Annotated in this window: 14 protein-coding genes and 1 tRNA gene; 11 read left to right on the top strand and 4 right to left on the bottom strand. The window is 68.9% G+C overall.

From position 1 onward, the window contains the following. Nucleotides 1-34 precede the first annotated feature (34 nt). The 3 genes from QM619_RS05435 to QM619_RS05425 are packed head-to-tail and all read left to right on the top strand — an operon-like array spanning nucleotide 35 to nucleotide 2,109. Nucleotides 35-337, top strand: a complete 303-nt coding sequence (locus QM619_RS05435; RefSeq protein ID WP_415105105.1) for a DUF3618 domain-containing protein — start codon at nucleotides 35-37, stop codon at nucleotides 335-337. Continuing rightward, nucleotides 334-1,605, top strand: coding sequence for an ABC transporter substrate-binding protein (locus QM619_RS05430; protein WP_415105103.1), 1,272 nt, complete (start codon nucleotides 334-336; stop codon nucleotides 1,603-1,605). The genes QM619_RS05435 and QM619_RS05430 overlap by 4 nt, the downstream gene beginning before the upstream one ends. 39 nt (nucleotides 1,606-1,644) lie before the next feature. Beyond that, nucleotides 1,645-2,109, top strand: coding sequence for an RpiB/LacA/LacB family sugar-phosphate isomerase (locus tag QM619_RS05425; protein WP_415105101.1), 465 nt, complete (start codon nucleotides 1,645-1,647; stop codon nucleotides 2,107-2,109). A gap of 40 nt (nucleotides 2,110-2,149) precedes the next feature. Here the strand turns inward: QM619_RS05425 and QM619_RS05420 are convergent. From QM619_RS05420 to QM619_RS05405, 4 genes are all read right to left on the bottom strand, one after another. Beyond that, nucleotides 2,150-2,222 (bottom strand) — tRNA-Lys (locus QM619_RS05420). Nucleotides 2,223-2,285: 63 nt separating this feature from the next. Beyond that, on the bottom strand, nucleotides 2,286-3,017 hold the full coding sequence (locus QM619_RS05415; RefSeq protein ID WP_415105099.1) for a type 1 glutamine amidotransferase: 732 nt from the start codon (nucleotides 3,015-3,017) through the stop codon (nucleotides 2,286-2,288). After that, nucleotides 3,014-4,348, bottom strand: a complete 1,335-nt coding sequence (locus tag QM619_RS05410) for a MurT ligase domain-containing protein (RefSeq protein ID WP_415105097.1) — start codon at nucleotides 4,346-4,348, stop codon at nucleotides 3,014-3,016. Before QM619_RS05410 ends, QM619_RS05415 begins: the two co-directional genes overlap by 4 nt. Nucleotides 4,349-4,353: 5 nt before the next feature. Continuing rightward, on the bottom strand, nucleotides 4,354-5,154 hold the full coding sequence (locus tag QM619_RS05405; RefSeq protein ID WP_415105095.1) for an SGNH/GDSL hydrolase family protein: 801 nt from the start codon (nucleotides 5,152-5,154) through the stop codon (nucleotides 4,354-4,356). Between the two features lie 182 nt (nucleotides 5,155-5,336). On the opposite strand from QM619_RS05405, the gene QM619_RS05400 reads away from it, so the two are divergent. The 8 genes from QM619_RS05400 (at nucleotide 5,337) to QM619_RS05365 (ending at nucleotide 12,030) form a co-directional block, all read left to right on the top strand. Then, nucleotides 5,337-6,707 (top strand): DUF222 domain-containing protein, encoded by a 1,371-nt coding sequence (locus tag QM619_RS05400; protein ID WP_415105093.1) that lies wholly within the window; start codon nucleotides 5,337-5,339, stop codon nucleotides 6,705-6,707. A 106-nt stretch (nucleotides 6,708-6,813) separates the two neighbouring features. Further along, the gene (locus tag QM619_RS05395) at nucleotides 6,814-7,779 is read left to right on the top strand and encodes an ABC transporter ATP-binding protein (RefSeq protein WP_415105091.1); all 966 of its coding nucleotides are present in this window, start codon (nucleotides 6,814-6,816) and stop codon (nucleotides 7,777-7,779) included. Then, the gene (locus tag QM619_RS05390) at nucleotides 7,779-8,603 is read left to right on the top strand and encodes an ABC transporter permease (RefSeq protein WP_415105089.1); all 825 of its coding nucleotides are present in this window, start codon (nucleotides 7,779-7,781) and stop codon (nucleotides 8,601-8,603) included. Before QM619_RS05395 ends, QM619_RS05390 begins: the two co-directional genes overlap by 1 nt. A 49-nt stretch (nucleotides 8,604-8,652) precedes the next feature. Next, nucleotides 8,653-9,882, top strand: coding sequence for a sensor histidine kinase (locus QM619_RS05385; protein WP_415105087.1), 1,230 nt, complete (start codon nucleotides 8,653-8,655; stop codon nucleotides 9,880-9,882). Continuing rightward, nucleotides 9,879-10,484: a response regulator transcription factor gene (locus tag QM619_RS05380; protein WP_415105085.1), complete on the top strand. Its 606-nt coding sequence runs from the start codon at nucleotides 9,879-9,881 to the stop codon at nucleotides 10,482-10,484. The genes QM619_RS05385 and QM619_RS05380 overlap by 4 nt, the downstream gene beginning before the upstream one ends. A gap of 145 nt (nucleotides 10,485-10,629) precedes the next feature. Then, nucleotides 10,630-11,334, top strand: coding sequence for an ATP-binding cassette domain-containing protein (locus tag QM619_RS05375; protein WP_415105083.1), 705 nt, complete (start codon nucleotides 10,630-10,632; stop codon nucleotides 11,332-11,334). Nucleotides 11,335-11,368: 34 nt separating this feature from the next. Continuing rightward, the gene (locus QM619_RS05370; protein ID WP_415105081.1) at nucleotides 11,369-11,842 is read left to right on the top strand and encodes a hypothetical protein; all 474 of its coding nucleotides are present in this window, start codon (nucleotides 11,369-11,371) and stop codon (nucleotides 11,840-11,842) included. Next, complete coding sequence (locus tag QM619_RS05365) at nucleotides 11,842-12,030, top strand: helix-turn-helix transcriptional regulator (protein WP_415105151.1); 189 nt, start codon at nucleotides 11,842-11,844, stop codon at nucleotides 12,028-12,030. Before QM619_RS05370 ends, QM619_RS05365 begins: the two co-directional genes overlap by 1 nt. The last annotated feature ends 215 nt before the right edge of the window (nucleotides 12,031-12,245 follow it).

Here is a 12,245-nt window from a genome sequence, read left to right as displayed (position 1 = left end):
GTGGAGTTCCACACCTCGAGGCAGAAGGACTCCCGTGGCCGACACCACCACCCGCAGCAAGCAGGACATCGAGGCCGAGATCGCGGCTGCCCGTCAGCGGCTGGCGGACAACGTGGCCGGGCTGATCAACCAGGTGCACCCGAAGGCGGTCATGCAGCGCAGCATCGACGATGCGCGCGGTTTCGCGGCCACCGAGTTCGCGAACGCCAAGGCGCAGGTGGTCGACGAGTACGGCAATCTGCGGACCGAGCGGCTGCTGCTGATCGGCGGCGCGGTCGCCGGGGTGGTCACCTTCGTGCTGCTGGTCCGCGGCATTCTGAAGAACGCCCGGAAGTGAGAGGGGCGTTCGCCGCCCTGGCCCTCGGCGTGGTGCTGGCCACGTCCGCCTGCACACCTGCACCCAGCACGCCGACGGCGTCTGCGCCGCAGGTGACGACGGCGAACTGGGACGAGGCCGGCCCGATCACCTACGCCGCCGGAAAAGACCCCTCCGGCCGGGTGAAGAAGGAGATCGAGGAGTGGAACAAGCAGAACCCGAATGAGCAGGTGACCTTCGCCGAGTTGTCCGACAATGCCACCGAGCAGCGATCACAGTTGGCGCAGCGCTTACGTGCCCGGTCGGGGGAGTACTCGGTGATGCTGATGGACGTGGTCTGGACGCCCGAGTTCGTGGCGAACGGCTGGCTCGAAGAACTGTCCGCCGACACGTTCAGCACCCAGGGATACCTCAGCGCCGCGGTCGATTCGGCCACCTATTTCGACAAGCTGTACGCCATGCCGGAAAGCTCCGACGGAGCGCTGCTGTTCTACCGCAAGGACCTCTTGGCCAAGGCCGGTATCGACGAGCCGCCGGCCACCTTCGCGGCGATGAAGAAGATCTGCGACAAGGTGCTGCCGGACAATCCGGGCATGTCCTGCTTCGGTGAGCAACTCGACGCCTACGAGGGCCTGACCTGCAACGTCGCGGAGGCGATCAACAGTGCGGGCGGACGCTTCCTGACCCCCGACGGCCGGCCGTCGGTCGACACTCCGGAGGCCGTCGCCGGCCTGCAATGGCTGGTGGACAGTGTCAAGACCGGCTTCATTCCGAAGGAGGCGCTGGGTTGGCGAGAGGACGCAACTCGGCAGGCCTTCGAGAAGGGCAGGATCCTGTTCATGCGGAACTGGTCAGGCACCGCGGCCAGCATCGGCAGCGACTCCGCGGTCGCCGGGAAATACGGCACGTCGCCCCTGCCGGGCGTCGCCGGACGGGGTGTCTCCACCCTCGGCGGACACAACTTCGGCATCTCGAAATTCGCCCGGAACAAGCGCACTGCGATGAGATTCATCAACTGGATGAGCAGCGAGGACATGCAGATCGCCCGGATGAAGGCGACCTCGAATGCTCCGGTGCTGCGAGCTATCTACGACGACAAGAAGCTGCGGAAGCAGTTCAGCTACCTGAAAGACCTCGGTGTCGCCATCGAGCACGCTCAGCCGCGGCCCAAGGCGGTCAAATATGACGATGTCACGCAGGCCATCCAGGACACGGCTGTGGCGGTGCTGCAGCGGGGCAAAGACGTGGAGACCGCGCTTCAGGAGTTGCAGGCCAAGCTGGAATCCTGAGTTCCGCCTCGCGCGGGCAGGGAGCAGTACCCTGACCGCATGCGGATCGCGATGGCAAATGACCACGCCGGAACGGCGTTGAAGAACGAGATCGCAGCCTGGCTGCGCGCCCACGGGCACGAGGTGGTCGACTTCGGCGCCCATGACGAGCAGGCCTGTGATCTGCCCGACCATGTCTATCCGGCCGCCCTGGCGGTGGCCCGCGCTGAGTGCGAGCGCGGCATCTTCGTGGACGGCGTCGGCTACGGCTCGGCGATGATCGCCAACAAGCTGCCGGGCGTGTTCGCCGCGGTGGCACAGGATCCGTTCTGCGCCGGCCTGGCCCGTTCGCACACGGATTCCAATGTGCTGTGCATCGGCGGCAAGATCATCGGCTCCGCGCTGGCGATGGAGGTGGTCAAGACCTGGATGACCACCGACTGGCTGGGCAGCACCGACGAGAAGTACGCCCGCCGGGTCGCAAAGGTGGTGGAGATCGCCGAGCGGCACGTCCGTCCGCTCTGAACGTAGGAGAAAGGCCCCGCCGAAGGCGGGGCCTTTGCTGTGCGCCGCCAGGGACTCGAACCCCGAACCCGCTAGTTAAGAGCCAGCTGCTCTGCCAGTTGAGCTAGCGGCGCGCGGTTCCCAACTATACCGAACTGGCCCGCCGAGGTGAAATCGGCGGCGTGCTGGTTCGTGGGTCAGCGACGAGCACCCTGCTTGCGGACGAAGGCGACCCGCTGCCGGTGCAGCTCGTCGATCTCGGGACGCGGCAGCGGCTCCAGCTCGCGATCGAGGGCGAGCGACAGGACGTGGTCGGCCAGGGCCGCGTTGCGGGCCAGCACCGGTCCGTGCGGGTAGGTGCCGATCACGCGGCCTTGGACGGCGCCCTCGGTTCCGTCACCTGCGTTGCCGATGCCGATCTCCACACTGGCCAGGGGCTTTGCACCGGTACCGAGCCGGGTGAAGCCACCGTGGTTCTCGAACCCGGTCAGCAGGCGTTCGGTCCCGTCCGGTGCCCGCCACCGGGTCAGGATCTCGCCGACCGCGCGCTCGGGGCCGCGCCGGGTCTCCACATCGAGCAGTCCGAGGCCCTCGATCACCTCGTCGTGCTCGCCGATGGTGAAGGTGGTGCCGCAGATCTGGTAACCGGCGCAGACCGCGAATAGCACACCGCCCGACTCCAGCCCGCGGAAGAGATTGCCGTCCTCTTTCAATGCCTTCACCGCCGAGACCTGGGCGGCGTCTTCGCCGCCGCCGAGCAGGTAGACGGTGCCGTCCGGCGGAATCGGGTCGCCGGGCTCGACCAGGGTCAGGGTGGCATCGATGCCGCGCCATTGCAGCCGCTTCAGCAGCACCATGGCGTTGCCGCGGTCGCCGTAGATGCCGAGCAGCGATTGATAGACCAGGACGATCCGGACTGGCGCGCTCATCGCAACCTCGCCATCTTCAACAGTCGCTGGAACGGGGTATAGGTGGCGATCAGATCGACCGGCGCCTGCGGCACGGCACCGTTCATGCCGGCGGCGGCCTCCCGTTCCTCGTGCACCGTGGTCAGCGCCGCGACGAGATCGGGAATGACCTTGTGCTCGACATCGGCGTAGCTGAGCCGGACGGCCAGATCATGGGCCCGCGGGCCGGTGGCGATCACCTGCCGGCCCCGCAATTGCTCATAGTCGACGTCCCACAGCCAGGAGACGTCCTTGCCGTCGGCGGCGACCGAGTCGATCGCCAGGATCACCGGGTCGGACGTCGCCAGCGGCAGCGCCTCGGCCCAGCCGGCCGGGTTCTTGGCCAGCAGCAGCCGGGCGGTGGTGCCGTGCAGGGTAGCGGTGGCGAACCGTCCGGCCGGTGAGGTGACCGTCCGCATGCCGCGCAGGGCGGCGTCCAAATCGACGCCGAGTTCGACCGCGGCGGCCAGTGCACAGGCCGCGTTCGACACGTTGAAAGCCCCTGGAACCCGCAGGTCGGGAATGATCGTGTCGTGGTGCGGGGTGACGATGCAATGCCCGTTCACCACCCAGGACGCCTCCGGCTGGGTCAGGTCGCAGCCGGGACAGTCCCAGCGCCCTTCAATGGTGGTCAGCAGGGCGCCGCAGGCCGGGCATAGGGCGGCGTCCGCCGTCCACGAGGTGGCCGTGTCGACCCAGACCACATCGGCCGCGGTCCCTGCCGACCAGACCACCAGCGGATCGGTGGAGTTCGCCACCACGGTTGGGCCGTCGTGGCCGGCGCGTTGCAGCGCTGCCCGCCAGGAGCGGCCGAGCGATTTGATCTCGTGGTTGCGGTCGAGTTGGTCGCGGCTGAAGTTCAGCAGCACCAGGATCTCCGGATACCCGAACGCGATCATGTCCGAGACCACCCGTTCATCGGTCTCCAAGATGGCGATGTCGGCCGAGCGGGCCTGGCTGAGCGCCGAGGCGATGCCGTAGTGCAGGTTGGCGCCGTCGGCGTTGGTGACCAGCCGTCCGGTTTCGGCACCGAGGCCGGCGCGCACCGCGGCGGCCAGCAGATGGGTGGTGGTGGTCTTGCCGTTGGTGCCCGAGACGCTGGCGACCCGGCGTCCGCGCAGCAGCAGCTTGAAGGCGTCCGGGGCGATCCGGGTGAGCACCTGGCCGCGAATGGACGCCCCCGAACCGCGGTTGGCCACCCGCGAGCCGAGTGCGGCGAGATTGCCGGCTGCGACGGCAGCGCCGAGGCGGACCCGTTCGGGCAGGCGCAGGGCGGCCGGGGCTGCGCGACGTCCCAGGGTGGCGGCAGGCATGCGGCCTATTGTGCCGCTTGTGTCGATTGCGGGGGCACCGACACGTATTGCGGAAGCTTCGCGGTTCGTCCGGCACCGGAGGAGGTGTGCCGGATCCGCCGGCCGATCCACGGACCGGCGTGCTCGCGAGCCCAGGTCAGCTGCCACTCCAGCCATTCCCGTCGCGACTTCGGCGGCAACGCCGGGAGAGGTTCGTCCCAACCCGGACGCGGTGCGAGTCCGACGGCCACCAGCGCCGCCTGGGACACCCGTTCGTGCCCGATGCTGTTGAAGTGCAGCCGGTCGTCATGCCACAACTGCCAGTCCTTCAGGCAACGCATGCCCCAGACATCGATGACGTAGGCGCCGTGCCGCCGGGCGATCGACCAGATGTCGGCGTTGAAGATGCCGGTGCGGTTGCGGGTGAGCTCCAGGATCGGCGAGTCCTTGGCGTCGATCCCGGTGACGAGAATGACGTCCGTGCCGGCAGCGCGCAGCCGGACCACCGCCCGCTCGATCTCGTCGGTGATGGCGTCCACATCGGCGCGGGGGCGGAGGATGTCGTTGCCGCCGCCCCACAGGCTGACCAGATCGGGCGTCAGGGCGAGCGCCGGCTCCAGTTGCTCGTCGAGAATCGGGTGCAACAGCCGGCCGCGGATGGCGAGATTCGCGTACTGGACGGGCTCGCCCGCGGCGTCCGCCAGATGCTGGGCGAAGCGGTCGGCCCAGCCGCGCGGGCTGCCGTCGGGGTAGGGATCGGCCAGACCTTCGGTGAGCGAATCGCCGATGGCCACGAAGCGCCGCCAGTCGTGGGTCTGTTCAACCACGTCGAATCACCTTACTCCGCCGAGCCCGGCGGGGTGCGGCGGTCGACTGTCGGAGGCCCCCGCTACGCTGCTGCCAGTGGTCGTTCAGGGGGAGGGCGGCATCGATTCGGTATTGTCTCCAGGGTTTGGGAAATATCGAACATGTGTTTGATTATAGGCGAACTTTGGGGTAGCGTCCCGCCATGGACATGCTCTCCGTCGACGCGCTGCCCGGCCTGGTGCCGGGGGTGGCTGCGATGAGCCTGGCCGACGATGCCGCCGGCCTGATCGATCAGCTCCGGGAGTTGGAGCGGCTGAAGTCGGCGTGCGCCGCTGCGCAGGCGCGGGCGACCGTGGCCTTCAAGAGATTGCAGGTCGCCGAGCACGAGGCAGCCGGGGTTCCGTGCGTGCGGCGAGGTAAAGACGTAGCCGCGCAGGTGGCGCTGGCGCGCCGCGAGTCGCCCCGCAACGGCTCCCGGCTGGTGGGCATGGCCGACGCGCTGGTGCGCGAGATGCCGCGCACGATGGCCGCGCTGGCGGCCGGCGAACTGAACGAGTGGCGGGCCACCTTGATGGTGAGAGAGACCGCCTGTCTGACTCGCGAGCACCGGCAACTGCTGGATGCCGAACTCGCCGGCCGGCTGGGCGAGCTGAGCGACCGTGCCTTGGTCGCCGAGGCTCGCAAGGTCGCGTACCGGCTCGATCCCTATTCGTTCGTAGAGCGGGCACGGAAGGTCGAGGCCGACCGTTGTGTGTCGCTGCGGCCGGCGCCCGATTGCATGACCCGGCTGTCCGCGCTACTACCGGTGGTCGACGGAGTTGCGGCCTTCGCCGCGCTCACTCAGGCTGCCGATGCGGCGCGGGCAGCCGGCGATGAGCGGGGCAGAGGGCAGGTAATGGCCGACACGCTGGTCGAGCGGGTCACCGGCCGGAGTGGGGGCACGGTCGAGGTCGAGATCCAGTTGATCATGTCCGACCAGACTCTGTTCGGCGGCATGGGCGGCTCGATGGGGGACGGCGATGGCGATACGGCGAACGAGGCCGCGCTGATCGTCGGTCACGGTCCGGTTCCGGCACCGTTTGCTCGGCAGATGGTGCGCGACTTGCCCAGCGACGCCCGCACCTGGATTCGCCGGCTCTACGCCGACCCCGACAGCGGGCGGCTGATCTCCATGGAGTCGACGGCCCGGCTGTTCCCGGTCGGGCTGCGGCGATTCCTGGTCGCGCGTGACCAGCTCTGCCGGACGCCGTGGTGCGGCGCACCGATCCGGCATGCCGATCACGTGGTGCCCCATCACCTGGGTGGAGCAACGAGTGCCAACAACGGCCAAGGCCTGTGCGAGGCCTGCAATCAGATCAAGACGATGCCTGGCTGGCGGGCGCGGCCCGGCCCGGAAGGCGCCGGCGACACCGTCACCACGGTCACTCCCACCGGGCACCCGTACCAGAGTCGACCGTCCGGCCCACCCGGCGTCCGTCATCGGCGTAGGTGGCCGGCGGTCGACTTCTACCCACCGCCGCCCGGTGGCTCGCCGTTGGAACAGCGGCTGAGCCGGATATTCGCCGCGGCCTGAGCACCGTCGCGTCATGACATCCGTCATGGTCGAACGCGGACGTTGTCACGCCAGTTGGTGACGATCGGCACTGCTCATTCACCGTTGTCGCCGGAAGGCTGAAGGCATGAGCACAACGACAGTTGACGACGCCATCGTCGTCACTGGCGTCCGGCGCCGCTACGTGACCCGCACCCGGCTCAACATTCTCACCGGACGCCGTGAACCCACCGACTATTTCGAGGCCGTCCGCGGCGTCGACCTGCGGGTCGGATGCGGCGAGCTGTTCGCGCTGCTCGGCACCAACGGCGCCGGCAAGACGTCCACCGTCGAACTCGTCGAGGGCCTGGCCCGGCCGAGCCGGGGCAGCATCCGGGTGCTGGGTCACGATCCGTATTCCGAGCGCGCCCTGGTCCGGCACCGGACCGGCGTCGTGCTGCAGAGCTCCGGTTTCCCGCCCAGCCTCACCGTCGCCGAGATGGCCCGGCTGTGGCACGGCACGCTGAGCCGTCCGCGGCCCGCCGAGGAGGCGCTGGGGGCGGTCGACCTGATGGGCCGCGCCGATGTCGAGACGGCCAAGCTCTCCGGCGGGGAACGCCGGCGGCTCGACATCGCGCTGGCGGTGATGGGCAACCCGGAGATTTTGGTGCTGGACGAGCCGACTACCGGCCTCGACCCCGAATCCAGGCGAGCCATCTGGACGCTCATTGAGGGCCTGGTCGACCAGGGCACCGCGGTGCTGCTCACCACGCACTACCTGGAAGAGGCCGAACAGCTCGCCGACCGGATCGCCATCATGCACCGCGGCCTGATCGCCCGCGAAGGCACCCTGGCCGAGGTCGTCGCCGACGCCCCGGCCCGGATCAGCTTCGGACGCCCCACCGGGCTCTCGCTGAGTGACCTGGATGTCGCCGGCGCACGGGTCACGGCGTCCGATTCGGTGCTGATCGAGACCCTCACCCTGCAGCGCACGCTGGCCGCCGTTCTGGCCTGGGCCGGCGACGTGCCGCTGCCTCAACTGGAGGCCCGCTCCGCCTCGCTGGAGCAGGTCTTCCTTTCCATCGCCGACACCGCTGACATCGAGGAGCTGTGATGACCGCCGACACCGTTTCATCCGCTGCTTCCACCACGGACGCCCCCCGTCGCGGCTCGACGCTCCGCCGATTCTGGGCCCTGGTCCGGGGCGAGACCACGGTCCTGCTGCGGAACCGGACGGCAGTCTTCACCGCTGTCGCGCTGCCGTTCCTGGTCGGCGTCGCCTTCTTCGGAATGAGCCAGGACGGGGCCGGCCTCGGCGTGGTGCTGACCATGGTGCTGGTCGGGACGGCGCTGATGTTCGTCATCTACTACACGATGGTCACCTCACTGGTCGGACGCCGCGAGCAGCTGGTGCTGAAGCGTCTGCTGGCCGGCGAGCCGTCCGCACCGGAGATCCTCTGGGCACCGGCGGTGCCGCTGTGGGTGCTGTTCGGCGTCCAGTCGCTGATCGCGATCGGGGGAGCACTGCTGCTCGGCACGCCGATCGTGCACCCGTGGGCGCTGCTGCTGGCCCTGGTCGGCGGGGCGGCGGCTTGGACAGCGTTGGCCATCGTCAGCGCCGCCTACACCCGGACGGTGGAGTCGGCTCAGCTGACCACGCTGCCGCTGATCTTGATCTCGCTGCTGCTGTCGGGCTTCTCGGTCCCGTTGGAGTGGCTGCCCGGTCCGGTCGCCCGGATCGCCCACGTGCTGCCGATGACCCCGGTGGTCGATCTGGTGCGGCTCGCCATGACCGGTGTCGGCACAGACGGCCAGCTGCTGGCCGGTGCCGACGCGGTCCGGGCCGCGGCAGGCGGAATGCTGCTGCCGCTGCTGATCTGGACGGTCGCCTCGGTCGCGCTGGGGCTGCGCCGGTTCCGGTGGGATCCCCGGTCGTGAATTGTTGTCGGACCCAGTGGTTAGGGTCTGTTCCGAAGAGGAGGACATCGTGACCAGCACCGCACGGGGCGTTCGGCGTACGGAGCGCTACGTCTACAACTCGCTGCACTGGGCGTTCCCGATCCTGCCGCTAGCCAGCCTGGCCGCGGTCGCCAGCGCTGCTCCGTTGGAATGGTCGCTGCCGTGGCTGGCGCTGGTGATCGTGGCGGCCTGGTCCGGGCTGGTCGTCCTGCACACGCAGATGCGCGATTCGGGTCTGCTGCCGGCCAGTGCCTGGGACGCCGTCCGGGTGCGTGATGTCAAGCGTCCACGGCTGGTCTGGATCGTGGCCACTGTGGTCGTCGCGGCCACCGCTGGCTTCGTGCTGCCACCAACCGCGTTCCTGTTGACGCTGGTCAGCGCGACTATCGGCAGCGTGCTGGCGATGCCGCTGCTGGGCCGGGCCGATACCTCGCCGGTGCTGGTCGGTCTCACCGGCATCGCGCTGGGGCAGGTGGCGGTATGGGTCGGTCCGCATCCGGGTATCGCCGAGACCACGCCGCGGCTGGTGATCGCCTACTGGTCGGCGTTCGCGACGGCGGCCTTGCTCGGCTACACGGTGATGTTCCGCAACGTGCTGACCAGCACCCGCGAGCTGGAGCGGGCACGAGTGGACACCGCGCGGCTCGCCGTCACCGAGGAGCGACTGCGGTTCTCCCGCGACCTGCACGACGTGTTCGGACGCACCCTGTCGGCGGTCGCGTTGAAGGCGGAGCTGGCCGCCGAGCAGGCCCGGCGTGGGCGTCCGGAAGCGATCGACACCATGAACGAGGTGCGGTCCATTGCCACCCGTGCGCTGGACGAGGTGCGTGCGGTCGTCCGCGGCTACCGGGAGAGCGACCTGAACGCCGAGGTGGCCGGCGCCCGCTCGCTGCTGGAGGCGTCCGGAATTGACGTCAGCACGGTCGTCGACGGTGTCGCCCAGCTGTCGCCACCGGTGGCACGCGCGTTCGCCTGGGTGGTCCGCGAGGGCACCACAAACATCCTGCGGCACGCGGACGCCGATCATGCCCGTGTCGCGGTGACCATCTATCGGGACGCCGCCCGGCTGGTGCTGTCCAACGACCGGCCGCATCCGGCGTCCGACAGGATCGGTTCGGGGCTGGCCGGGCTGACCGAACGGCTCGCCGAGATCGGCGGCACCCTGTCGATTCACCGCGACGACGACTCGTTCACCCTGACCGCCATGGTGGACGCCGCCGCACTGGCCCGGCTGCGATCCGCCGAGGAGAGCCCGTGATCCGAGTGATTCTCGCCGACGACGAGCATCTGATCCGCGAGGCATTGGTCGCCCTGCTCGAACTGACCGACGACATCGAGGTCGCCGGGCAGGCGGCGTCTGGGGACGAGGCACTGGCGCTGGCCCGCAAACTGACGCCGGACGTCGCGGTGCTCGACCTGCAGATGCCCGGCCCGTCCGGTACCGAAGTCGCGGCCGTGCTCGCGAAGGAACTACCCGGCTGCGCCTGCGTGATCGTCACCAGCCACGGTTTGCCCGGACATCTCAAACAGGCACTGGCTCGCGGGGTGCGCGGCTTCGTGCCTAAGACCGTCACCGGCGCCGGGCTGGCCCAGGTGATCCGGACCGTGGCAGCCGGTGGACGCTACGTCGACCCGGCCCTGGCCGCGGATGCCATCGCCGCCGGCGACTCCCCGCTCACCCCGCGCGAGGCGGACGTGCTGACCGCCGCCGACGGCGGCGCACCGGTGGAAGAGATCGCAGCACGGGTCAACCTGTCGCCCGGCACCGTCCGCAACTACCTCAGTTCCGCGATCGGCAAACTGCACGCGGCGACCCGGCACGAAGCCGTCCGGATCGCCCGCGAACGAGGCTGGATCTGAGTTCACTGAAGCGGCGTCAACTTTCGGACAGGCCCGCGCGGGTTTCGTTGACCCGGCTATGGCCCGCTGATTGGGTGAAAGCAACCGTGGCGGAGGTGCCCGATGCCCCGCCGATCCGGTCTCCATGAAGCGAGCGAGGCAAGGCATGACGACGCACGTTGACCCATCACCCGTGACTCGCGCGCAACCCACTGCCCCCGACGGCGCATCGGGGGCCGCCGTCGTCGCCCGCGATGTGGTCAAGGCGGTCCGGGCCGGACGCGACATGACCGAGATCCTGCACGGCGTATCGCTGGTGGTGGAGTACGGCGAGATGGTGGCGGTGATGGGGCCCTCCGGCTCCGGCAAAGTCGACCTGCTGTACTGCCTGGCCGGCACCACCGCTCGACGCGACCGGCTGTTGCGACAGGGCAGCCGGGTGGCTGGCATGGTCGTCGGGGTCCAAGTGAACTATGCACCCGACCAAGTCGGAGACCTCACCAAGCCGTTTGGGGCGACCGGCACGGTCGAATATGTCGACTCCGAGGGTGTCGCCCGCTCCGTGCGGCGTTTCATCTGGCGGCATGAAGATGTCTTTGCCAGCCGTGATCGCGGTTTCGCCTGGGTGTTGTTCGAACCCGGTGGCACCCGACGACGAAAACTCGTTTTCGTGAGTTTCCGGGACTACCCACCCCCCGCGATGCTCCGGCTCGTCGAGGCCGTCCTCGCCCGCCTGGAGGTCGCCGGGATACCGCTTCGCACCCGAGGAGGAGTTCGCGAAGGGGCTACGGGCCCCCGATCGACGGCTGGTGACCCCATGCGTCCGATGTTAAGCATGCTTGACTGTAAAGCGTCCTTCACTGTACAGTGAGCTTGACATCACACCAGCTCTCAGGAGGTAGGCAATGAACGACACGACAACGACTCCCCGCCCCCGCAGCCGTTGGGGTCGCGCCTGGTTCGGCGGTGGCAGCGGTGTTCTGCTCACCGTCAGCCTGGTGCTCGGAGCCCTGCTGGCAGCGGGCATCGGAGCGCTGCTCGCCATGTTCGAGGGCAAGAGCAATCCGTGGCTGGCGTTCGGCATTGGTGCGGTCGTCACCTTGCCGACAGCCTGCGCGCTGGTCTGGGCGATCTTCGTCGACAGGTCGACTCTCCGCGGCGCCGTCGACCGGCCCGAGGAGTCCGCCGAGAACGCGTGGTACGACCAGGCGGCTGCCGGCGCCTTCAACGATCTGATCCTGGTCCTCGGCCTGGGCGCCGGGGCGTTCCCGATCTTCGGGTTCAGCGTCCCGGCGTCCACCCTGCTCATGGCACTTGTCTTGCTGGCGGCGGTCGATTTCGGCCTGCGCTACTGGGTGGCGTCCAGGGCGGGCCGATGATGCGCAACTCACTTGCCGAACGCCGCCAGGGCATGGGTTGGTCGCAACAGCGGTTGGCCGAGGAACTCGGAGTGTCGCGCCAGACCGTGATCTCGATCGAAAGAGGGCGCTTCGATCCCTCGCTGCCGCTGGCCTTCCGGATCGCCGCCGCCTTCGACTGCCGGATCGAGGACGTCTTCACGCCCTAGCTCCGCAGCTGTCGGCACGGTGGATCAGCAGCCTTCGGTCCCCGGCCAGCCGTCCGCGGTGAGTTCCTAAGGAATGTCAAGCGACTGTGGGGGTCGTAGGCTCGTTGTTGACGGGCCGGGATGCTGGAGCGCTCTGCGACTCCTTCTGCTCTCGGCTCGTCCTGTTCTTGAGTCGCTGTGAGCGGCGGGTGTCAGCGGCCTGTTGGCGTCGTTTG

It is taken from the genome of Micropruina sp. (assembly GCF_047606665.1).
Taxonomy (GTDB): Bacteria; Actinomycetota; Actinomycetes; order Propionibacteriales; family Propionibacteriaceae; genus Micropruina.
Note: the sequence above shows the minus strand (reverse complement) of the source record. Positions and strands in the feature narration are given on the sequence as shown.